Here is a 22,785-nt window from a genome sequence, read left to right on the forward strand (position 1 = left end):
ACTTTCAATCCCACGAGGGTGCGTCTCGAACGGTCGCCCCGCCGAGGTCGATGTCTGCCGGGAGGTCCTTTCAATCCCACGAGGGTGCGTCTCGAACGGTCGATGTCACGACTCCCGACTCGGGGCTCTCGAACTTTCAATCCCACGAGGGTGCGTCNTCCCACGAGGGTGCGTCTCGAACGGTCGATGTCACGACTCCCGACTCGGGGCTCTCGAACTTTCAATCCCACGAGGGTGCGTCTCGAACAGCCAAGCGTTTCAGGACGCCCTCGACGAGATTAGCTTTCAATCCCACGAGGGTGCGTCTCGAACTCTCGCCATCGAATCCCACGCCCGTGGTCGTCTGTCTTTCAATCCCACGAGGGTGCGTCTCGAACGATGGTTCGCAACTACGGGAACCGGTGGGGGATTGACTTTCAATCCCACGAGGGTGCGTCTCGAACTGGATATCCTCTCGGCGCTCACCGCGGGCGACGTTTCACTTTCAATCCCACGAGGGTGCGTCTCGAACACGCGTCCCGATGACGATGTTGATCGACTTGTGAGCTTTCAATCCCACGAGGGTGCGTCTCGAACACGTCGTCGAGATGGTCCGCTACACTCACTCGGGCTTTCAATCCCACGAGGGTGCGTCTCGAACCGTTGGGGCGGTCTCATCGCCTTCCGCCGTGAATGCTTTCAATCCCACGAGGGTGCGTCTCGAACGAGTTCCGACTCGGTCGTCGGGGCACCGGCCGCGTCCTTTCAATCCCACGAGGGTGCGTCTCGAACTGGAGGACGAGCTGGTTCAGGTGCTGGCGCGCCGTCTTCTTTCAATCCCACGAGGGTGCGTCTCGAACGAGATGTCGTAGTCGTTCGCGGCGGCGTACGCCTTCTTTCAATCCCACGAGGGTGCGTCTCGAACAGTCCCTGACATTTTCTAATACTTTCTACTCTGTCACTTTCAATCCCACGAGGGTGCGTCTCGAACCTCGTCAGCGACGGCTCCGAGACAGCGGCCGACCACTTTCAATCCCACGAGGGTGCGTCTCGAACCCCTCTTTGGCGGCGACGTTGTCGGCGAACTCCTCCTTTCAATCCCACGAGGGTGCGTCTCGAACTAAGTCAACTGCTTGATTTCGCGGTTGCTAACGGGGGCTTTCAATCCCACGAGGGTGCGTCTCGAACCCCTCTAACTCGCGAGCGGTCTCCCGGCATCGAGCTTTCAATCCCACGAGGGTGCGTCTCGAACGGTCGATGTCACGACTCCCGACTCGGGGCTCTCGAACTTTCAATCCCACGAGGGTGCGTCNTTTCAATCCCACGAGGGTGCGTCTCGAACGGTCGATGTCACGACTCCCGACTCGGGGCTCTCGAACTTTCAATCCCACGAGGGTGCGTCTCGAACGAGTACGACATCAACGCCGACAACGAGGACGCAGTCCTTTCAATCCCACGAGGGTGCGTCTCGAACGAGCGCGATGTCTCGTGACGAGCCATCATCATCCGGTACTTTCAATCCCACGAGGGTGCGTCTCGAACAGCCTCAGAAAATCGTAGAACCAACTCTGTCGTGGCTTTCAATCCCACGAGGGTGCGTCTCGAACGAACGACTCGAGAACGTCGACAGACGACGGGTCGTTCTTTCAATCCCACGAGGGTGCGTCTCGAACTTCTCGGGGCAACACGTATCGGGTGAGGGGTAGTTTTCTTTCAATCCCACGAGGGTGCGTCTCGAACCGTGAGAGCGACGACAAGCTGAACGACACCACGGGCACTTTCAATCCCACGAGGGTGCGTCTCGAACTCCCACCCGTTCTATGGTCGGTTCGATTCGCCGACCCTTTCAATCCCACGAGGGTGCGTCTCGAACGCGATTCAGCTTTGCAGATACATCGAAGGTGAATCATCTTTCAATCCCACGAGGGTGCGTCTCGAACGTTGTACGCGACTTCGGCTACCACGTGGATGGTTGGCTTTCAATCCCACGAGGGTGCGTCTCGAACTGTCATTCACCATTTCAAGTAGTCTGCGGCAGAATCTTTCAATCCCACGAGGGTGCGTCTCGAACGGTCCCCATTGACAGCACCGATTCCCACCGGCAGCAACTTTCAATCCCACGAGGGTGCGTCTCGAACAGCGTTATTAGCGTACTATCTTCGACCAGTACCGTGCTTTCAATCCCACGAGGGTGCGTCTCGAACCTGTCTGAGATTGGTATGAAAAAAAGTCGGAGGGCACTTTCAATCCCACGAGGGTGCGTCTCGAACCGAAATTGAACCTATCCGCCGTGATGTTTAACTCCGCTTTCAATCCCACGAGGGTGCGTCTCGAACTCCCATTGTTAGGATACCTCCGAAGGGCCGAACCGTTCTTTCAATCCCACGAGGGTGCGTCTCGAACTGTTAATTCTTATCGCGACGATGGCGGGGATTATCGCTTTCAATCCCACGAGGGTGCGTCTCGAACTGGACCGAGGACGATGCCAGTAATACTGTGGACAACTTTCAATCCCACGAGGGTGCGTCTCGAACACGGGGCGGGCGGGGGCTGACTCACATCGCGCTAGCTTTCAATCCCACGAGGGTGCGTCTCGAACGCGAGGCTCACGCGCAGACCCCCCTCTGTTCGGGTGCTTTCAATCCCACGAGGGTGCGTCTCGAACTGCGAGTCCGAGGAGGACGAGCCCGGCAACGATGTTCTTTCAATCCCACGAGGGTGCGTCTCGAACCGGTGGAGAGATACTGAACTACTCATCACCAACACTCCTTTCAATCCCACGAGGGTGCGTCTCGAACTTGGTTGCCGTCGAAGTCGGTCTGACCGAGTTTTATCTTTCAATCCCACGAGGGTGCGTCTCGAACGGGCGGTTCGTCCTCCCGGTCAGCAGGACCATCGGCTTTCAATCCCACGAGGGTGCGTCTCGAACGGATATGGTCTCTGTGTCCGAACCGTCGTCGACGATCTTTCAATCCCACGAGGGTGCGTCTCGAACTGCGGTTCCGAAGTCAGCCCTTCGAGACCTTCGCGACTTTCAATCCCACGAGGGTGCGTCTCGAACGGCCAATCGGCTCCGACCAGTCTCCTGCCCAGGTCCTTTCAATCCCACGAGGGTGCGTCTCGAACCTGTCGAGCCCCAAGCAACGGGCTACCTCCATCAGTTCTTTCAATCCCACGAGGGTGCGTCTCGAACCAGGCGTAGGTTCCCGGGGGGATTGTCGAGAGGTCCTTTCAATCCCACGAGGGTGCGTCTCGAACTCGTCACCTAGAGACGCCGTGATTCTCTGGATAGGTGCTTTCAATCCCACGAGGGTGCGTCTCGAACGATTCGTTCTTCCAGTTGGTCTTTGGTTGGCATTTACTTTCAATCCCACGAGGGTGCGTCTCGAACCCACCAGAATATCCAGGGTATGGGCCATATATCCACCGACTGCGAGTTCAACCATCAGTCGACTCTCGATAACCGTCAAACCCCGGGGGGTCGACTGAACAAGTCACAGAATGTGCTTATCATCTGCTGGATCGTCACCGTAAGCTTCGCGCTTGAGGTAGGATTGAGACGACACTTCGTAAACAACGGCCGCATCGTACGCCGACTCAGACACTAACCCGTCCATCGTTTCTCTAATCTCGTCCGCAGTTCCCGCTGTGACGTCTCCCTCAAAGACAGACTGTTGGAGATGAGTGAGGTGTCGTCGGAGATACGTACGATAGTGACGGGTTCGCTCTGCTTTAGCATCGTATATTACGATTAAGTGTACCACTCACCACCACCGCCGGAATGATTCGTATGGCTCTCCTGCCAGTACGTGTTTTTTGAGTTTGTACGCTTCCAATTGAAGGAGGTATTTGTAGCTGACATGGCGATTCAGCGATCGGTGTTTGATAGTTTCCTCAAGCTGTTCCTCAAATGCTGTTACAACCGTTTTCCGTCCGTGTTCAGTCAGAAGATGTCCGTTCACGTCCTCACGGAAGTCATCCGGGGTGATTTGGGACCGATTGACGAGACGAAATACGAGTCGGTCGGCTAAGAGCGGCTTGAACACGTCAGCAATGTCCAGTGACAGGGAGTACCGACGGTCACCTGGTTCGTGGAGGAAACTGACCGACGGTTCGAGTGCTGTTCGTCTAATCGCGGAGACAACATTCGCGTACACGAGCGAGTTCGTAAAGGAGATGAGCGCGTTCGAGTCTGATTCTGGTGGGCGATACGTTCGTGTCCGAAAGTGCAGGCCGGTGAGAATATCGTCAAACGTAGAATAGTACGCTTTCCGTGCAGTCGCCTCGAAACCCATCAGTGAATCAATGCCCTGGGCTTCGCTCAACCTCGCTGTGGTCTCGTCGAGTTCTGTGATTGCATGGTCGAGGAGGTCCCCGTCTCGACGTGAGCGATAATACACGAGATTCTTCCGCATATTGTGAATGCTACCTGCAACCATTTCACGAGCAACAGACAATCGACGGTCTTCATCAAGGTATGTCTCCACCTGCTTCACAATGGTCTGGCCGGAGATGTGTGACCGTCGGGGGATGTGTGAACCGACATACTGCTCGTTCCATCCGAAGACATGGAGTTCCACGTCATGGTCGTTCAGAAGTCCCAATAGCCGCGTGTTGTACCGGACTTGACCGTAGCAATAGAGTGCGTCGACAGTCTCAACCGGCAGATAGGTTGAATTGTCCTCTGTATCGAATCGGAGAGTGTTCTGTTCACGAGAGAGTGTGCCGTCGCTGAATAGGTGGTAGTTCTCGTCCATGGTCAAATCTGGCAAAAGTCACGGTATGCGCACGACCCACAGTACGGCTTCTCTTCGAACGCTGGAGGGGAGTCTTGGGTGATAATCTCCCGGATGCCATGGAGTGCTGTTTCCACTTGCTTCTCAGCATCAGGGGTGAGTTCGACAGTCTCCCGGGTGCGCTCGCGTGGGGCAGCCAGAACTCCTGTCGTTTCAATCCCAAGCTTGTGTTTGAAGTACCAGAGGTAGTACAACAGTTGAAGCCGCCCACCTGACGAGTCCGAAGATGGTTTCACCTCTACGATACGGCCATCATCGAGCAGGTCCGGCGCGATAGTCCCATCAATTAGAATGGATTCGCTATTCTCTGCATAGGATGTTTTATCGACACGCGTCCCTCGCATGACATGCCGATTTCCACGGTCAATATCAATATCGTGGGCAACGAACCAGAGTTCTCGGGTGCACATCTCGTAGTACTGCATCATCACCCCAGTCACCCGCTCAGCGGCATCATGTATGTCTCCGTCTCTATTGTTTTGTGTCATGGTAACTACACACAATCCATGATTGAGATAATGTTGTATAAATGTAAGGTTACGGTCGACACCGACGAACAGAATTGTTAGGTATTGAGGATTGGGATTAGAAATTGGCTGCTCTGCCTACGGCTCATCATCGTAAGATCTCCCCTGGGCACTCCCGTCAACATTTCAATCCGATGGGGTGCGCCTGAAACTGTGAGCAGCCAGGGGCTATTGATAGGTTCGTGTGCTTGTGCATAGTTGTTGTCACAGTTCACACCATCATGTATTACGTATGAACATACCCCTAGAGTTATAGTTACTAACTTCGTTGATGGGAGCGCATGGCAAAGGAGGTAGCAAAATGACATGAGGGTCCTATTTGACGTTGAGCCACGAGCAGATGCTGCCTACGACACGGCGTATCACCATAAGCTCCGAGGGGCGATATGGAACGCACTTGAGGGCAGTTCTCACATCGCACTTCACGATAGTGAAGATCGGACGGGACTGTGTTACTCGAATCCATTCCCCTGGGGGGAGATGAATGCTGGCGACGAGCGCCACATTTTGGTTTCTTCGCCTCGCGACGACCTATTAGCGACAATCGCTGCAGAGTGGTTGGACGCAAACGAACTCAATGTGGGGGAAACCCCGTATCGAGTCACTGGGATGCAGGACCTGTATCCCGATGTCGGTGAACCAGGATCGACGGGAAAGATGCGAACAGAAACCGGCGTCTACGCTGTTCTTCCCCCACAGTACGAAGATGAGGAAACAGGTGAGTATGAGACATACTGGCGACCGGAGTACTCACCAGAGCCGTTCCAGAAATACGTCGAGGATCAACTCCAACTTGATCACGATCAGTTCCACCCAGACTACCTGCCGGGGCCAGCCGAGGTGGCCGCGCCACTGTTCGACGAATGGAACTGCACAAAGACGTTCTCCATCCCGTTGACGGTGACGACGGGGACGACGCTCACGGTCGTCCTGAGTAAGTGGGAGTTCAGTTACGAGGTGCGCGACGACAACCACCGGCGACACCTGAACCTCGCACTTGATACCGGACTCGGCGGACGTAACGGGTACGGACTTGGCTTCCTCAACATCATCGAACGCGAGGGGTCAGCAGTATGAACCTCTCGCTTGATGAAATTGGGCAAGCACAAACCGACCTCGCATCCGTCTCCGACGAGGATATTGAGGCTGCACTGCCCAACAGGCCACCGGCCTCACTGTTCGACATTGCGTACCTCTACACGACGCTCGATACGTTGGCGCGCACCGCTACTGTTGAGGGGATTGACCGTTCGTACGTCCCGTACATGACACCCGGTGCGAAGACGGAAGTGTTCACGCAGAGTGACGCCGACGGCGACCACGCCGGGAATCCGAACGTGCTCGCTGCTCGCATCGTCATCGAAAACGGCGAGGCCCGGTTAGACGATGAACCAGTCGTGGCCGAACGATTTTCTGCAGACGACGTGTATCGCCTCGGCTACTCGACGTTCCAAAAAACAAGTCATACAACAGTCTATTCAGCCACGTTCCAGAAGTCAGGGAGCGCGCTGAAGATTACTGATGCACTGGTCGACCAGCTGGTCAAGTGGACGGACAAAGACGGCACGGTTGCAGCGCGTGAGGAGGATGTGTACGCAGGGGTACTCGGACCTCTCGGTGACCTCGGTGACGATGAGGTGGCGGCCGAGGCACTCCGCGAGGCCACATGGGAATTGTTCGGACTTGACGAAGACTCGATAGAGGGTGAGGAACCCACCGATGAAGAGATATCGAAGGCCGGTAACGGTATCATCGGCGATGCGGGGATGTTCGTTACCCTTGCAATCCGGACTGGGGGCGACGACACGTTCCGCTATCCAGGTGAAGTACCAGCGATGAACGAGGCGATGGCGCGGAACCGCTCGGTAAAACTCAAAGAAGGCAAGTCGGCGACGAAGGGGATGGACGCCTACGGTGAGGGAGTTTGTCTCGTCCTTGATGAAGAGCAGGAAGTCTACGGTGGTTCTGGAACACCGATGGCAACATCGGCCGGCAAGCAGTGGGGTCTCTTCGACGACATGGACCCAGGGTCGGCACATCGGACGCGCCCACTCTCGCGAGATGCGGCCAATTCGCTCTCCGGAGCACAGGGCATCCTTGACCAGTTCAGAACCGAGTTGGGACTTGGTCAGCACCTCTATCTGTTGCCGTATCCCCACTCGTTGGACGTCGACGCTGTTCGAGATTTGTACGTTGTGTTAGACGCTGTCCGCGACAGTGACGACCTGACAGAGGTAGACCTCGTCCCTCATGTAACCGACAAAGAGGATCTGTCGCTGTATGCCTATCTGCTCACCTTCGAACAGAGTTCCGTCCGCCTCCCACAGTTCGAGGCACCGCGCATCGTCAAGACGCGCGGGCGAGAACTGTCCGAGGCACATGTGAAAGAGGTTGCCGGGTGGGTGTTCGCAGACGAACAGGGACCCTTCGCCCGTTATCGACAGTTCTGGGAAGCGGACGATAACAAACCCGGGTGGGTCTACGCTACGACCGGCCCCTTGGTTCTGTCCGTTCTCGCCCGTCAGCGGTACTTCGCACCGACAGTCACCCGCCCTGACAAGGATGCCGGAACGGATGCCGCCTCGATGACGTACTTCCCACACCTCGACTTCTCATTCCGACTGTTCGAGGGGGACGACATCGGTGCGACCGAACTGTTCGACCAATTCGCGCAGAAGTGCATCGACTACCAACGAACGGCGTTCGAGGAGGGATGGGACGCCACTCCCCGAATCGCCGCGACACAGTACTTGCAGGCGTGTGCGGTCGCCGCCGTCGACGGCCTCGACGGGTACGCCCCACGCAACCACGACTACGACTACACCATGACAGACAGAGAGACTCGACTCAACTCGTTCATCGAATCGCACCCCGCCATAAGGGATGACGAAGAGCGCCAGTCGGCGTTCCTCCTGGGTGGCCTCGTTGGTCGCCTGTCGGCATTCCAACGAAGCAACGGTACATCGAACACACTGATGCGTCGGCATCCGGTCGCCTCGCTCACTGAACGGAGTTTCGCCGACGTGGCGGCGGACGTCATGGAACTCAATAACGTCTACTCGGAGACTGAGAGCGACGGGAAAGGTATCATGAACAGTCGATACCCCGAGCGTCTGATGGACGCCGGCCAACAGTCCGCACCCACCGATTGGGGAATCGACCGTTCGGACCTACGGTACCATTACGCGCTTGGGATGACCTACGGTGCCTCCGACACGTTCGTGGACGACGACTCCGAGGCGGCGAGAGAACAGGGCGACGACTAACACACCACACACTACAACACAATGAGCAACACATCCACTGACGACGCACCCATCTCCAACCGCTCGGAAATTTTCATGTTGACGGACGCCCGTAATGCGAACCCGAACGGCGACCCACGCCGTGACGACCGCCCCCGGCGAGACGACAACGACATCGGTATCGTCACTGACTCGCGGTTCAAGCGGTACGTCCGAGACCAACTCACCGAAGACGGTTTTGGCGTCCTGCTGGAAAGCCCCCGATTCATCCCCGAGGGTGTTTCAACACGTGAGGAACTCTACCTTCGGCTCATGGACATGGACCCCGAGAAGATTGCTGATGCCGACAGCGAAACCATCGCCAAGCGATTCCTCGAACGGTCGACGGACACGCGCCTCTTTGGAGCGACGGTCACTATCAAAGGGGATGCGAATGACGACGACGCCGAACTCACCGATGAGGAGTCCGATGCCGTCGATGCGATTCGCGCCAGTCTCCCGCGCCAGTACATCGGCCCAATCCAGTTCGGTCACGGGGAGTCGCTCCACCCGGTCGCACTCAACGACGAGTCCAACCAGTTGGCAGTCACGCTCTCCTCCTCAACGGAGAACGAGCAAGGGACGTTTGCTGATGACCACCGCGTGCGCTTCGGGGTGTACTCGTTCACCGCCGTTGTCAACGAGAACGCAGCCAAGAATACGGGGTTGAGCGAGCGCGACGTCAAGCGCCTAGACTCGGTCGTCTGGCGGGCGTGGAAGAACCAGACGCTCACCCGGAGTAAGGTGGGACAGGAGCCCCGACTGTACCTGCGCGTAGAGTACAGTACTGACTCGTTCCACCTCGGTGACCTCGACCTCGGTGTCGAACTCGCTGATGAGGACGCCTACCCGACATTCAGTGACATCACCGATGCAACGCTCAACGTCGATGGACTTGTCGAGCAACTCGCTGCTCACGAATCGCACATCGAGGCGGTCTATCTCGTTGAGAGTCCGTACCTCACCTACGAGGGAGGCGGGTCGCTGACTGACCGCCTCCAGGCTGAACTCGGCGACAACCGTGTGCGCGTTGTGGACCCATACGAGGAGCGGGAGTTGAACAACTGAACCAGACCACTATGCGAGGCCACATCACATGACCGATTTACCCGCGCGTGAGCTCCCCGACGACGAAGCGGTGTCGTTGACCGTCTCGGGACGGTGGGCACACTTTCGGAACATCGAGGGGACGCTCTATCGGACCTACACGATGTTCCCGCGAACGACAGTTGCGGGGTTCCTCGCGGCTATCGTCGGTCGCGGTCGAGACACGTACTACGACGTGTTTCACCCCGACAGAACGCGTGTGTCGGTGACTCTCGACGAGTACGAAGGGACACACACGATGTCCCGACTGTATCTCGGGACGCGGAATAGTAGCGACGAGAAGGAACTCACCCTCTCGGGAACGGATGACCCGGCGGCGAAGGCACTCACGGAGGCCGTCGGCGGCCTCCCGAATGCAAACGCCATTTACGGGAGTCGCCAGCGGCCGGTTATCCACATGGTGCGCCGACCGACGTACACCATCGACGTTGTCTTCGACCGCACCGATGACCGGGCCTCTTCCTTCCGTGAGGAACTCGTTGAACATCTCTCGAACGGGACAAGCGTCTTTACACCGTATCTCGGCACGGCGGAGTGCCTCGCGAGTGTGGAGTATAACGGAGAGTTGCCCATTGACCCAGTCACCGACGACGCGCCAGAAGTCGAGTCCGCGCTCCCGCTGTCCGTGGTCAACCCTGTTGCGTCGGGGCCCTTCACCGTCGAGAAGCATCCCTACAATATGACCCGTACGGCGAACGGACGCCGCCTGAACGGTACGGTCTCGGTCGGCTTCAGCACCGACGAGCAACTGGTCGCGACCGAGGCGTGCGGGTTCGACGTAGGGGGCCGAACGGTGGCGTTCTACTGATGGGTGAGGTCGGCATCAACCCGGCTCTGTGGTCGCATCCGCCGGAGGAACTCTCGGACGGGAGACTCCGCCCGGCGACACCACTTCAGACCCATCTTCGAGATGTAGAGCGACGAATGAGGGATTTAGGTACGCTCGACGACTCGCTTGTCGTGGCTATTGCCGGACTGCACGACATCGGTAAGCTGACGACGTGGTTCCAGCAGTACATCCGCGACGAGATTCCTCCCGGGAACAAAACGCATCACTCCCACATCGGAGGCGCGGTCGTGAACTACGCACTGTCGGCTCTTGATGCTGACCTTGACGACCAGCTGGCGGGGACGGTCGCTGTCCTGAAACACCACGGTGCGCTTCCCGATATGCAGGGTGGGGCTGGTGGGTTCGCCCAACAGTTCGGTGACCCCCATGGTGGCAACGCCGAGACCTACGACGCCATCGACCGGAAACTCGATAACATCGACTCGAACCCAGACGCTCGTGCGGTCGCAGAATCACTCATCAATAGAGCGACGGCCGGTGAGGGTTCATGGGCGGAGTGCAAGGAGCAAATCAACGCGCGAGAAGAGTTACCGAAACTCGCGAAACATGCGTCACACGTCGTTTCCTATGTGAACGACAACGAGGGTGACTTCTACGCTCACCTCGTCGACACATGGACGACGCTGACGCTCGCCGACACAACGTCGGCGGCGCACATCGACTTGGAAGACCTGTCCTGTGGGACCCTCAATCCGGACGCCGTCCAGAGGCACATTAGGGGCTTCGACGCCGCAACAGACGCTCGTGAGGCCGAGCTAAACGAGATACGTGATACGGCGCGGGAGATTGCCCTCAGGAGAGTCGGGTCATTCCTTGACGCCAAAACACAAGTGGCGAACATCACACTTCCGACGGGCTTCGGGAAAACACTCACGAGTACACAGGTCGGTCTGACGTTGGCCGACCGGAAGGCAACTCGCACAGGGCAACCGTCCCGTGTTGTGTATGCTCTCCCCTTCACTTCGATTATCGACCAGACGGCCGATGAACTTGCGTCAGTGTTCCCCGACGCCGGGGCACTGGACCTCGCAGTGCATCACTACCTCGCAGATGTGTCGCCCGACGAGGAATCGTTTGAGACGGACGCACTCGCCGAGCGCGACCGGATGCTCATTCGGGATTCGTGGCGACAGCAATTCACGCTGACCACGTTCGTCCAACTCTTCGAGAGTCTCGCTGGGCCGCGGAAGTCACAGGGACTCAAACTTCCCTCGTTGCGAAACGCGGTGGTCATCCTCGACGAGCCACAAGCACTCCCTCCCGAGTGGATGAATCTCGTCAGTCGGCTCTGTCGAGTACTCACCGACCGCTACAATGTCCACGTCATCTCGATGACCGCGACGCAACCGAAACTGTTTGAACTGTTCGAGCATACGCTCGACCCGTTCACACTTGTGGAGGCCGACGATTCGGCGTTCTCCACGTCATCGCCCATGTCGTTCATCGACTCGCATCCACGGGTCCGGTATACTATTCATCCCTCGGCAGATTCCACAACTACTGATTCTCCGCTCTCGCCGGAGAACGCCGCAGCGACGGTGATGGAGGGGATTGAGTCACCAACACTCGCTATCTGTAACACAGTCAGTAGCTCGCGGGCGCTCGCAACACACGCGAGCGAGTACGTCAGCGCGGAGACGCTCAACGAGCATTTCGCCGAGTGGGTCGTAGAGCACGACGAATCCGAGTTCGATGTAGATGGGTTCGTTGCCTCACTTGACACCGACCGACCGTTAGTGGCTCATCTCACCACTCGACACAGACCGTTTGACCGTCTCCAACTCATCAGCGTGGCCAAGCGATTGTGTAAGATGAACGCTCCGTTACTGTTCGTCTCGACGCAACTGATTGAGGCCGGAGTCGACGTCAGTTTCGACCGACTGTACAGGGACTTCGCGCCAGTCCCGTCGATTGTACAGGCTGCGGGTCGGTGTAATCGCTCCTTTGGGGCTGAGCGTCGAGACGTGTGCATCTGGAAACTCGAATCAGCCAAGGATGGCCAACCACCGTCGGAGGTAATCTACTCGACCCTCGCGTTCGGTGACCCGCTCGCTGGCACAGAGACAGCACTTGACGAATATCGAGAGGGAATACACGTCGCCGAAACGGCGATGATAAGCGATGTGGTGGACAGGTACTATTCCGCCTATCACACCTCATCGGGGACGACCACAACGTCACTCCCATCGCTTGTCGATGAAGCCAAGTGTTCGACACTCGGTGCGAAGCACATTATCAACCAACAGTCCTCAATAGATGTGCTGGTCCCCCGGTCAGGCACAGAGGTGGAAAAGATCACTCAGCTAGCGACCCAGTCAGATGTGAATAAACAGGCGGTCTATGAAGCACGGGGAATGCAATCCATTACGGTCAGTATCCCTGCATACCCGTCGAATCAAGATGAACTGAACCGTCTACGGACGCGCCTGTTGCCCGTCGATGAGGACATTGGACTGTACGTGATTCCAGAGCTATCTACGTATGATGCGTTTTTGGGTTTGCGAGCACCGGATTCAACAGTTGACTCCCGTGTCATCGGGTAGTCTCTTCACAGGCCGTTTTTCAGTCGATCCCCTGGACCTTCAAGTCAAGTGAATATTGACTATAAATGTCATACCACTCGAGATTGTTAGTTTCCAATCAATTGAGTGTTGGCTGTAAGTAGGGGTAGATGTTGGTGGAAATAAGACTCAGTACATCACATAGCCGCTTAGTTAGAAAGTTTGCTTGCAGAAGGTGTGTTCAAAACACAATATGCAGACGGCTCAATCCACGAGGACCAGCTCCTTAACTTCCTCGTCAACGACCCTGACGAGGAAGTTGCTCTCACCCTCGGTGAAAACGACGAACTCGATGCTGAAGGCATCTACGAGGTCCTCGCCGGCGCCTGCGCCGACGGCACCTCAGTCTCAATGCTCTGTGAGAGAAGCGAAGATGCACCCCACAAAAACTCGATTCTCTACCATCTCCGCACCAAGTTTGACCTCGAAATCCTCGAACAAGTTATCAACACGCTCCTCCAGAAAGACGTTCTCGACGTCCTTCCCAGCAGGTTGAGGCCGTTTCGGACCTCCACCTGCGGCCCTACTATGGAGACGAAGACGACACCGACGGTCTCTATCACTCCAAAGCGTGGAACCATCGCGTTGCACGCCACATTCTACGCGCGTGTGAAGAACAAACGCTACACGCTGGCGGTGCGTCGTCTTACCGACGGCGACACCGCCATCAGTGTCCTCGCAGAATTTCTTGGTATCCTCGACGGCCTTAACCTCGACGTCAAGGTCGCTATCTTGACCGCGATTTCTACGATAGCAAGTGTTTGACGCTGCTTCAGGCGCACAACCACGCTTACGTCATTCCGATCGTCTGCTGGGGACAATCAATCAAGCGAGAACTCTCGGAAGGCTGGAGTCGCGTGATTCAGCACAGTTTTCCCGTCTACATCGACTGTACCTATCAGAACGGGCGGTACGGTGAGCATGGGGTGGCGCGTCACGGCTACGCTGCTGACGCGCCGTTCATCGATTCACCACGAGACGCTCGATACCACCACTCAAAACGCTTCGGTATCGAGGCGAGCTATCGACCCTCTGAGGGAAGTATTGCGACGACCTCGACACAGAATCCGGACGTCCTGTTGTACGTCGTAATGAGTTTGCTGTTACAGAACGTCTGGCGGTATCTGCACTGGGAGTACCTGACGACGCCCTGCCGAGGCGAGCGTTGGCTCTGGCAATGGTCGTTCAAGGAGTTCATCAACATGATTCGACGGGCAGCGTGGACGGCCCTCGCGGTGCGTCGGGCCGTCCCCGCAAACCGCCCACCGGACGACCGGTTTAGCCGGTGATAACCACCCAGACAGCCTCCAGCGGGAGTGGCGACGCTGTCGGCGGCGGCAGCCGACGCCGACAGCGACATCTCTCTGGCGATTCATCCAGGGTTCTCTTGTTGAGACCGGCAGTGCAACCGCTCCGCCACAGAACTCAGGCTTCAGAAACAGCTAGCCGAGGATGCTTTGTGAGGTACTGAACCAGCGTTTTATCGATCGAACGCCGTTTCCAGTTTCTTGTACATCCTCTTTCGCCGAGCCTTCCGTTCGTGCTCCCTTGACAAGTAATTCCGAAGCACAACTTCCGTCGACGAACTTCCCTGATCTTCTGCAACTCCTTCCAATCCTTCTAGAACCTCTCCAACAGCTTCCTGATACGCAGAGTACCAGAATCTCCGCCCCATCTTCGGTGTGGGCGTATCCCCATCGACAACCACTTCAGCAGTGTCAGCAAGCTGTTTGAACCGACGACGTATCGTACTGACTGACACGTACCCCGTCGACGACGACCGAGAGGGAAATAGATACCCGTTCCACGTCTCCCGGTCAGAAAGCGTATCAATCCGGTCAGCGACGACGTCCACGCCATACAACAGCGTCACCTCACCAGGACCGTTCTTCCGCTCTCCATCACCGAACGACAGATACGGGTCTTCAGCATTCAAGACCACCTGGTCTACGTGCAATGCCGAAACCTCGGAAGGCCGTAATCCCCACCCTGCGAGCGCAACGATCAGTAACTCTGACTCGGGGGAGTCCACCTCACTGTAGATTCGACGCACCTGCGACGCCGACAACGCCTGTGGGTCTGGTTCGCTGGCCTCCCAGCCGAACTCTTCGCCGGCCTCTGAGAGTGGATTGTACTTCGCGTATTTCCGGCGCTTCACGAACGCATACCACGCTCTGGCGACGTGGAGATATTCGAGTTTCGAGCGATCCGTCGATAGTTCCTCGTCGAAGACGTCGAGGACGGCGAGACAGCGTTCTATCTCTCGTGGTTGCTGGTCCAACTCAGAAAGTGGTTCGAGCAACGCATCCGTCCCATGCAACTCTCGATACGTTCGAACCCACTTTGCCAATCTCGTCCGGTGGGTTTCGACGGTACTCTCTGCCCGTCCACCACGGGTTTGTATCGAGTTGAGGTACACTTCTAGTGCGTTGACAGTATCCTCGTGGTCGACGTTCCACTCCCACTCCTCTGACTCTTCGTCTTCGAGGCCGACGACGTCGACGAAGAACTGCTTCGGCGTCAAGTCGTGATGCTCGCGTAGCGCGTACGCGATACCACTGTATCCGTGCTCGGTGAGCCACTCGTATGTTGGGACGTCCTGATCCTCGTCAAAACCGTCGCGATATCGCATCGTTGCGATGTCTTGCCAGTAGACGTCGACGAGTTCGTCGAGGCTCATCTGGGACCACTTGTAGCGCTTTTCTCTCGGTCCCTCATCTGAAGCCTCTTCTTCGACCTCTAAACCCCCGGAGTCAGACTGTTGATTCACGCCAGCTCACCGGGGAGTAACCCTCTCGCTCCGTGTTGGTGTGATTCTGAATATGAGATTTTCACTGGTCTACGACTTTCTCCCATTGAGTTAACACTTTGGCTGATGCGGGAGTGGNATACACAACGCCAATTAGTAATTTCTGGGAGTTTGGGACCAACATCTGTTTATATTATATGTTGCTATACAGAAACAGAGTCGGGCCTGTGAAATTGCTTTGATTTGGGTGTACTACAGGCTGTCGCCACTCCAAAGCGGTGAGTCGGTGGAAAATCAGGTGTTCAGACAAGTGTGTCAACCCGAGGTAAGTATCTATACACTCCAACAGCGGTCAATCACTCCTGATAAATCCAGGAATAGTGAGTGGCTCAGGAGCTGTTGGAACGAGCCACGCAGGCACGATCCGAGTGAGCACAACCATCCCCATGAGCTCGACCAGTGTCTGAGTGACAACAACTGCTGGCACAAGATCGTAGCCCGCGGGCAGTGCGAGCGCCAGTGGGAGGACGACCAACGAGTTCCGTGTTACCGACGTGAACAAAAGCGCACGAGCCTCACCCGTGGGCATCCGGAACACCCTCACGGCGAGAGTTCCCAAGAGTGGCATTACAACGAGGAACGCGACGTAGATGGGAACAACCACGGCAATCTTCCCTATCGACTCTCCGACTCGGGGGAGTTGGGAAGCGATGACGACCAACAGAGTCACACCCATCATCGGAACGGGGAGCCAACCCATCGTTTCTTGCCACTGTCTGCCTGTTTCAGAATGGTCCGCCCATACTTCGGTTAGCCACGCCAGCGTTAGCGGGAGGGCAATGAGCAGCAGAAACGCATCAACGAATGGTCCTGCCTCAATGATGCCCGCGATCTGTTCGCCTATGAACAACCATAGGTACACAGGAAGCAAGAGGAACTGAACAACCAGAAGAGCTGGCGTCGCAGCGGTGACTTGTTCAGCGTCACCATCCGCGAGTTCAGTGAAGGCGATGACGTAGTCGATACAGGGGGTCAAAAGCACCATGAACACCCCAATGAGGAGTACAGGCTCCGGTGGTAGGAGCCGAGTGAGTGCATAGACGACGACTGGGACGAGAAGGAAATTTATCCCGAGGGCTGCAGCGATGAATCGAACGTTGGTGAACGCACGACGAAACCTCGTGAAGGGGATTTCGAGAAATGTAACGTACAGGAGGACCGCCAGTACAGGTGTAATCACCTGTTCGAACAGTGGAGCGGTCGATGGGAGCCCGACTCCAAAACTAACGGCGAGAACCACGCTGGCAGCGTAGATAGTGACCTGATGTCGTTGGAGCCAGTCTCTCGAATCCATTACGAGATCCTTTCGGATGGTGTGCTATACTACTGTTGTTATTACTCAGATTCTTGCTTGTAGCAGTCCGTGTTCACCGAATACGTGCAAGGATTGTCTGGTCAGTCAAGTGGAGTCCCCACAACCGCAGAGATCGCTGCTGCCGTTGGATCAGAACTCTCGAAAACGGTCTCGTCGGAGATCCCCAAGAAAAACTCTTGCTCGCCTCCAACGTATTCTAATATCTTTTCCGCCAATGCCTCAGAATCCCGGTGGGCCATCCGCTGGAAGTACGATCCTTCTCGCTGAAGGTTCGACTGAACGTACTCAGAGCGCGTGTTCAATACGAGTGCAACGAGAGTTCCATCGCTATCAAGCACGCGAGTCGCTTCCGCTAGTACTGCATCGATATCGGGAATGAATTCGAGTGTTGAGATGAAGACGACGGTATCGACGGATGCGGTTGCGATTGGGAGTGCTGTCGCATCGCCGAGTACGAACGATGCAGAGACTCGGTTACGGGCTGCATGGATCATCTCCTCCGATCGGTCCAAGCCAATAATCTCGTAGTCGAGAAAGCGCTCTTCGAGCGAACCGATACCGCACCCAACATTGAGAATACGGTCGTCTGCAGCAATGTGTTGTTTCACGTATGCGGCCTCTCGGTCCATGACTTCAGTCCCGAACTCGCTCTCACAGAACCGAACGAAGCTCTCGACATCACTCATACAATCACCTCTTCACGAATTAGGAGTTGACTCGACATCAGTCTTGGTCACATCAATTTGGAGGTAAGGTTGTGTCCCGCCGTCATTGGTAGTCACAATTCCTCTCGTTGGAGAATTACCACTGACGCTCAAGTCATTGACTCACGAAGCTTTCGTATGGATCTTGGAATCATCTTAGAGACGAACGACCCTGAACGCGTCTGGAATGCCTTCCGTCTCGCAAACACAGCGCTTGATGCAGACCACACGGTTGAGGTATTCCTCCTCGGCGACGGTGTCGAAGCACCGGACCTCGAACACGAGAAGTTCAATCCCCACGGTGTAATGGTGAAATATACTCGGAACGGGGGAGAACTTCTCGCGTGTGGAACGTGTCTGGACTCCCGTGACCTCGAAGCGGACGACCTCAGACCACGGGCGACGATGCAAGACTGCCTCGGAGTCGTCGAGGGTGCTGATAAGGTACTCACAATCGGATAACCGAAACCCTGATCGGTGTGAAGACGTTCGGTTAGTCGGCAGCTTGCTCAGCTTGGCGAGTCTTTTCGACCTCTAATGGATCCGCCGTCGATGTCGCCGTCACCAACCGCAAGAACTGACCCGCGCTCGTGAGGATTTTGTTCTCCGCCTTCCGGAGATGTTCTTCGTACGTCGAACGAGCGACGGCAGTCTGGGCGGCCAATTCCCTGAGCGACGTCTGCCGGGGTTGTTCGTAGTACCCGCTCTCTAAGGCCAACCGAAGCGCTGCCATCTGTCGTTCGGTCACGTCTTCGAACAACTGGTCGACCGGAGCCAACATACTGTGCGGGATTCGCTGCGCTGTAATCGCCGTCTTCGAGAGCACCTCGATGTCGCGGTCAGCCTCCAACTCGTGAAGAAGCTCTCTGATATCGCTCTCGTCGAAGGCAATCACCGAATAGTGTTCCCAACCCTGTCGATGAATTGTGGGCGGCTGATACAGGCAATTGTGCGCTTCGAATCGTTCGATGATGGAGTCTTCCAGTGAGCACAGGCACGATTGCGTGACGACGTGGAGTCCAGTATCGTCGACTGACTCGTGAAGAACCGTCCCTAAGCGATCGATCTCGTCGAGGAGGTCGTCAGTCGGAGACCCCGGTGCAGTAATTTCGATTACCTGGCAGTCATCCAGATACCACTCACGAATCGTGAGATCTGGATAACGCTCCGAAATCTCTCGATACGGACACTCGTGTTTGACGCGGAACGACGCCTCGTAGAGACTCATACTAGCACATTCGTCTATACAGGATTAACAGTGCCGGTCATGTCCGGCAGTTCCTATATCCTATTACTTCCCATACGGAAGAACACTGATGTCGGAGATTTCCCCCGAGGAACTTGGAGAACAACTGCAGACTGACGAAAACGGCCTGCTCGTAGTCGACATTCGCCACGAAGACGAGTTCGACGACTGGCACGTCCCGGGTAGCGTCAACGTCGACGTCTACGACGAGTTGGCTGACGACCCTGACAAAGCCAAGGACGCGCTTTCGGGCCTCCCCGAGGAGAAAGAGATTATTACTGTTTGCGGTGCAGGCATCGCTGCAGAGACGGCAGCGAACGTCCTTCGAGAGATGGACTACACCGCGGCGACACTCGAAGATGGGATGAACGGGTGGAGTCGCGTTCACCGCCATGCGGCGGTCTCTGTCGACCTCGATGGAACGCTCGTTCAGGTCGCACGACCGGGGAAAGGCTGTCTCTCTCACGTACTCGTCTCCGATGGTGAGGCCGCTGTCTTCGACCCGTCACACTACCTCGAGGAGTACGAAGCGATTCTCGACGAGTACGACGCCGAACTCGTCGGTGTCTTCGACACGCACGCCCACGCCGACCACGTTTCGGGCGCTGCAGAGCTGGCCGACCGTCACGACGTCCCCTACTACCTCCACCCGAAGGATGCACTGGCAATCGACGCGTCTCCCATCGACGACGAACAGACTGTCTCGGTCGGCAGCCTAGATATCGAGGTCGTCCACACGCCGGGACACAGTGAAGGAAGCGTCTCGTTCGATATTGAGGAGGGGGCGTTGATTACGGGTGACACGCTCTTCCACGAGAGCGTGGGCCGCGTCGAACTCGGCGTTGAAGCTGGTATCGAGGACTCCAACGTCGAGCAGAACGCCGCGACGCTCTACGAAAGCCTCCAGCGGCTTCAGGACCGGCCAGACGATGCGCTCGTCCTCCCGGCTCACGATCCCGGTTCGCCCGAACCGCCAGTGACCGCCACACTGGGCGAGGTCCGAGAGCGGAACGAAGACCTCGGCCGTGACCGCGAGGAGTTCATTCAGGAACTCGCGTCGGATATCCCGGACCACCCCCCGAACTTCGAGCGCGTCAAGCGAACGAACGTGGGGCAGGAATCAGTCCCCGCCGACGAGCTGGCAGAGCTCGAACTGGGTCCCAACAACTGCGCAGCAGAGTGATCGATGAGTACAGAAACTGAACTCAAACAGGGCATTCGCGAGCACTTCGGACAGTTCTCACTGCACGTGTTGCTGGTGTTCGCGACGGGGCTGACTATCGGGTCCGAACGAGCCGTCGTACCCGTGTTGGGTCGCGACGTCCTCGGCGTCGAGTCGCTGTTCGTCATCGGGTCGTTCGTCGTCTCGTTCGGGTTCGTCAAGGCGCTGTTAAACCTCTACGCCGGCAAATGGGGTAGTGAATACGGCCGCAAGCCCGTGCTCATACTCGGGTGGGTGACCGCCCTCCCCCTGCCGGTCATCCTCATCTTCGCCCCGAGTTGGGGGTGGATTACCGTCGGGAACATCCTGTTGGGCATCAACCAGGCGTTGACGTGGAGTATGGCCATCAACGCGAAAATCGACATCGCAGGGCCCGAACAGCGAGGACTCGCCGTCGGCATCGACGAGGCCTTCGGATACAGCGGCGTCGCCGTCGGGGCGTGGGTTACAGGCATCATCGCCGCCCAGACGAACCTCCGGCCCGAACCGTTCTACTTCCTCGCCGTCGTCGTCGTGCTGGCGTTCCTCATCTCGGTCTTCCTCATCAAAGAGACGGTCCAACTCGCGGAAGTCGAGATCGATGACGAAGACCACCACGACGCGAACCTCCCGTTCAAAGAAGTACTGAAGCGGGCAACCTACGGCGACAAGACGCTGTTCGCCGCGGCACAAGCGGGCCACATCGAGAAGTTCGTCGATACGCTGTTTTGGCTCGCCGTCCCGCTGTATCTCACGAGTCAGGGAGTCGGCATCGCAGCAGTCGGGTTCGTCGTCGGCGTCCACAGCGCGATGTACTTCCTCCAGATTGCGACCGGCGGACTCGCGGACCGAATCGGTCGCCGGCCCCCGGTCATCGCTGGGATGTTCCTCACCGGCGCGGGCGTCCTCGGGATGGTACTCGTCGAAGGGTACGCCCTGTGGGCCGTGCTCTCGGGCATCTCTGGCCTTGGAATGGCGTTGCTCTACCCGAACCTGATGACCGTTCCCGGCGACGCGGCCCACCCGACGTGGCGGGCGACTGGGATGGGCGTCTACCGGATGTGGCGTGACTCGGGATACGGCGTCGGCGCAATCCTCATCGGCCTCTCGATGGAGTTCCTGAACGCGGAGGCCGCATTCTACATGACTGCTGCCCTGATGTTCGTCTCCGGGGCAATCGTGTACGTCTGGATGGAAGAGACCCACCCCCAGTTCGGAACGCACGAGTCTCCTGCTCCCGCGGAGAAGCCTCCGACCCAGGTAGTCGCCCAAGACTAACCTACGGAGTTTACCCGCCGTTGGTAACGTGGTTCGGTCTTATTAGAGACTATCTCCACTCCGGTTCGTAGAACAGGTGGTCGATTCGGTGAAGAATGTGTGCTTTCCAAATTCGGTCGAGAACATATAAATAGCCTGAGCCGACGTTACACGCAGGTTCTGCTCGCTCACATCGACCGCTCACGTCGGCTACAACATGGATTTCAGACGGTGATTTGGCTCGGGATGCTCTCGTCTGTACCGCAGAAGCACGAAAAATATGTTCAAAAACCTCCACGACTAAAGGAACTAATCGAACTGGATGGTCAACTACTCGTGGTCGTCCCCAAGCGCCGTTCTGACCATTCCGTTCAGTTCTTCGAGTTTCTTCTGGACTGCTTCAGGCTTGTCAGCGGGNGGATGGTCAACTACTCGTGGTCGTCCCCAAGCGCCGTTCTGACCATTCCGTTCAGTTCTTCGAGTTTCTTCTGGACTGCTTCAGGCTTGTCAGCGGGTATTTCTTCTAATGCGACCTGTTCGTGGGGGTCAGGTTCCCCAACGATGACGGTTCCAATCATGCCGAGGGCCTCGTGTGGGGTACAGTAGTAGTGGTAGACGCCTTCAGTCTCGAAGGTGTGTTCGAAGGTTGCACCTTCCTCCGACAGGATGCCACTATCCCACGCGGCTGCGCCGTCGGGGACGAGTTGTGGCTGGTCGTTATCTGGATGGTACGCCGTCGTCGAGTGCGTGCCACTCTCGTTGTGGAACGTTACTGTTCCACCGACGTTCACGCGCACAACGTGTGGTTCGAAGTGGTACCCATTGTCGGTGGACACCATCTTCACTTCGGCAGTGTCAGTCGGTGCACCGATTGCTTCGTCGTGGCCACCTTCTTCGTCGCTGTGTCCACTTTCACCGTCGTCGTGACCGTCTTCTGCTGCTTCGGTCGTAGTCTGGGGCGCCTCGGTTGCCTGCGCCTGGTTCTGTGCGTCGTTCGCTGGTGCCCCGGCACAGCCAGCAACTCCGATTACTGCGGCACTACCGGTCAACTGTAGCATCCGTCGGCGGGTGAGATGATCGTCTGACATGGTCTTGGTCTTCGTACAGACGTAGATTCGACACTGAATGGTATAGTACGGAGAGGAGGTT

Annotated in this window: 16 protein-coding genes, 1 pseudogene and 1 CRISPR repeat array (1 of these 18 running past the window's edge); of the genes and pseudogenes, 9 read left to right on the forward strand and 8 right to left on the reverse strand. The window is 57.0% G+C overall.

Annotated features, from left to right (window positions below; all coding sequences use genetic code 11):
- Positions 1-3,370: a CRISPR direct-repeat array (repeat unit 30 nt; unit sequence CTTTCAATCCCACGAGGGTGCGTCTCGAAC); it begins 1,309 nt to the left of the window's first position.
- Positions 3,371-3,473: 103 nt separating this feature from the next.
- From cas2 to C457_RS10455, 3 genes are read right to left on the reverse strand one after another with little or no spacing between them, the layout of a single operon-like run.
- Positions 3,474-3,743 (reverse strand): CRISPR-associated endonuclease Cas2, encoded by a 270-nt coding sequence (gene cas2, locus C457_RS10445; protein ID WP_008094389.1) that lies wholly within the window; start codon positions 3,741-3,743, stop codon positions 3,474-3,476.
- On the reverse strand, positions 3,744-4,736 hold the full coding sequence (cas1b, locus tag C457_RS10450; protein WP_049913506.1) for a type I-B CRISPR-associated endonuclease Cas1b: 993 nt from the start codon (positions 4,734-4,736) through the stop codon (positions 3,744-3,746). It lies immediately after the preceding gene.
- Positions 4,737-4,738: 2 nt separating this feature from the next.
- The gene (locus C457_RS10455) at positions 4,739-5,263 is read right to left on the reverse strand and encodes a CRISPR-associated protein Cas4 (protein ID WP_008094392.1); all 525 of its coding nucleotides are present in this window, start codon (positions 5,261-5,263) and stop codon (positions 4,739-4,741) included.
- A 519-nt stretch (positions 5,264-5,782) separates the two neighbouring features.
- Between C457_RS10455 and C457_RS10460 the strand changes: the two genes are divergently transcribed.
- From C457_RS10460 to C457_RS10485, 6 genes and pseudogenes are all read left to right on the forward strand, one after another.
- On the forward strand, positions 5,783-6,379 hold the full coding sequence (locus C457_RS10460) for a CRISPR-associated endoribonuclease Cas6 (protein WP_008094394.1): 597 nt from the start codon (positions 5,783-5,785) through the stop codon (positions 6,377-6,379).
- Positions 6,376-8,568, forward strand: coding sequence for a CRISPR-associated protein Csh1 (locus C457_RS10465; protein ID WP_008094396.1), 2,193 nt, complete (start codon positions 6,376-6,378; stop codon positions 8,566-8,568). The genes C457_RS10460 and C457_RS10465 overlap by 4 nt, the downstream gene beginning before the upstream one ends.
- A gap of 21 nt (positions 8,569-8,589) precedes the next feature.
- Positions 8,590-9,654 (forward strand): type I-B CRISPR-associated protein Cas7/Csh2, encoded by a 1,065-nt coding sequence (cas7b, locus tag C457_RS10470; RefSeq protein WP_008094398.1) that lies wholly within the window; start codon positions 8,590-8,592, stop codon positions 9,652-9,654.
- A 70-nt stretch (positions 9,655-9,724) separates the two neighbouring features.
- Positions 9,725-10,501, forward strand: a complete 777-nt coding sequence (gene cas5b, locus C457_RS10475) for a type I-B CRISPR-associated protein Cas5b (RefSeq protein WP_161611441.1) — start codon at positions 9,725-9,727, stop codon at positions 10,499-10,501.
- Complete coding sequence (locus tag C457_RS10480; RefSeq protein ID WP_083864279.1) at positions 10,501-13,086, forward strand: CRISPR-associated endonuclease Cas3''; 2,586 nt, start codon at positions 10,501-10,503, stop codon at positions 13,084-13,086. Before cas5b ends, C457_RS10480 begins: the two co-directional genes overlap by 1 nt.
- Before the next feature lie 195 nt (positions 13,087-13,281).
- Positions 13,282-14,393, forward strand: a pseudogene (locus C457_RS10485) (ISH3 family transposase).
- Positions 14,394-14,584: 191 nt separating this feature from the next.
- On the opposite strand, the gene C457_RS10490 reads toward C457_RS10485, so the two are convergent.
- From C457_RS10490 to C457_RS10500, 3 genes are all read right to left on the reverse strand, one after another.
- Positions 14,585-15,784, reverse strand: coding sequence for a site-specific integrase (locus C457_RS10490; RefSeq protein WP_008094407.1), 1,200 nt, complete (start codon positions 15,782-15,784; stop codon positions 14,585-14,587).
- 421 nt (positions 15,785-16,205) lie between these two features.
- Positions 16,206-17,207, reverse strand: a complete 1,002-nt coding sequence (locus C457_RS10495; protein WP_008094409.1) for an arsenic resistance protein — start codon at positions 17,205-17,207, stop codon at positions 16,206-16,208.
- Between the two features lie 101 nt (positions 17,208-17,308).
- Positions 17,309-17,914 (reverse strand): class I SAM-dependent methyltransferase, encoded by a 606-nt coding sequence (locus C457_RS10500; protein ID WP_008094410.1) that lies wholly within the window; start codon positions 17,912-17,914, stop codon positions 17,309-17,311.
- A 156-nt stretch (positions 17,915-18,070) separates the two neighbouring features.
- Here C457_RS10500 and C457_RS10505 point away from each other — a divergent pair, with 156 nt between their 5' ends.
- Entirely contained in the window at positions 18,071-18,394 is a 324-nt protein-coding gene (locus tag C457_RS10505) for a DsrE family protein (RefSeq protein WP_008094411.1), read from the forward strand.
- Positions 18,395-18,425: 31 nt separating this feature from the next.
- Here C457_RS10505 and C457_RS10510 read toward each other — a convergent pair whose 3' ends face one another.
- Positions 18,426-19,160, reverse strand: a complete 735-nt coding sequence (locus tag C457_RS10510) for a helix-turn-helix domain-containing protein (protein ID WP_008094412.1) — start codon at positions 19,158-19,160, stop codon at positions 18,426-18,428.
- 88 nt (positions 19,161-19,248) lie between these two features.
- Here C457_RS10510 and C457_RS10515 point away from each other — a divergent pair, with 88 nt between their 5' ends.
- On the forward strand, positions 19,249-20,361 hold the full coding sequence (locus tag C457_RS10515; RefSeq protein WP_008094413.1) for an MBL fold metallo-hydrolase: 1,113 nt from the start codon (positions 19,249-19,251) through the stop codon (positions 20,359-20,361).
- 3 nt (positions 20,362-20,364) lie between these two features.
- Positions 20,365-21,657: an MFS transporter gene (locus C457_RS10520; RefSeq protein ID WP_008094414.1), complete on the forward strand. Its 1,293-nt coding sequence runs from the start codon at positions 20,365-20,367 to the stop codon at positions 21,655-21,657.
- Positions 21,658-22,064: 407 nt separating this feature from the next.
- Here the strand turns inward: C457_RS10520 and C457_RS10525 are convergent, their stop codons facing one another.
- Complete coding sequence (locus C457_RS10525; protein WP_008094415.1) at positions 22,065-22,724, reverse strand: plastocyanin/azurin family copper-binding protein; 660 nt, start codon at positions 22,722-22,724, stop codon at positions 22,065-22,067.
- Between the last annotated feature and the right edge of the window lie 61 nt (positions 22,725-22,785).

The organism is Haloferax prahovense DSM 18310 (assembly GCF_000336815.1).
Taxonomy (GTDB): Archaea; Halobacteriota; Halobacteria; order Halobacteriales; family Haloferacaceae; genus Haloferax; species Haloferax prahovense.

What these genes read in the sequence shown, in the direction of transcription:
- C457_RS10505 (WP_008094411.1), top strand. Translation starts at nt 18,071, where the DNA reads ATGGATCTTGGAATCATCTTAGAGACGAACGACCCTGAACGCGTCTGG.
- C457_RS10520 (WP_008094414.1), top strand. Translation starts at nt 20,365, where the DNA reads ATGAGTACAGAAACTGAACTCAAACAGGGCATTCGCGAGCACTTCGGA.
- C457_RS10490 (WP_008094407.1), bottom strand. Translation starts at nt 15,784, where the DNA reads ATGAGCCTCGACGAACTCGTCGACGTCTACTGGCAAGACATCGCAACG.
- C457_RS10495 (WP_008094409.1), bottom strand. Translation starts at nt 17,207, where the DNA reads ATGGATTCGAGAGACTGGCTCCAACGACATCAGGTCACTATCTACGCT.
- C457_RS10480 (WP_083864279.1), top strand. Translation starts at nt 10,501, where the DNA reads ATGGGTGAGGTCGGCATCAACCCGGCTCTGTGGTCGCATCCGCCGGAG.
- cas7b (WP_008094398.1), top strand. Translation starts at nt 8,590, where the DNA reads ATGAGCAACACATCCACTGACGACGCACCCATCTCCAACCGCTCGGAA.
- C457_RS10525 (WP_008094415.1), bottom strand. Translation starts at nt 22,724, where the DNA reads ATGTCAGACGATCATCTCACCCGCCGACGGATGCTACAGTTGACCGGT.
- C457_RS10500 (WP_008094410.1), bottom strand. Translation starts at nt 17,914, where the DNA reads ATGAGTGATGTCGAGAGCTTCGTTCGGTTCTGTGAGAGCGAGTTCGGG.
- C457_RS10515 (WP_008094413.1), top strand. Translation starts at nt 19,249, where the DNA reads ATGTCGGAGATTTCCCCCGAGGAACTTGGAGAACAACTGCAGACTGAC.
- C457_RS10465 (WP_008094396.1), top strand. Translation starts at nt 6,376, where the DNA reads ATGAACCTCTCGCTTGATGAAATTGGGCAAGCACAAACCGACCTCGCA.
- C457_RS10460 (WP_008094394.1), top strand. Translation starts at nt 5,783, where the DNA reads ATGAATGCTGGCGACGAGCGCCACATTTTGGTTTCTTCGCCTCGCGAC.
- cas1b (WP_049913506.1), bottom strand. Translation starts at nt 4,736, where the DNA reads ATGGACGAGAACTACCACCTATTCAGCGACGGCACACTCTCTCGTGAA.
- C457_RS10510 (WP_008094412.1), bottom strand. Translation starts at nt 19,160, where the DNA reads ATGAGTCTCTACGAGGCGTCGTTCCGCGTCAAACACGAGTGTCCGTAT.
- C457_RS10455 (WP_008094392.1), bottom strand. Translation starts at nt 5,263, where the DNA reads ATGACACAAAACAATAGAGACGGAGACATACATGATGCCGCTGAGCGG.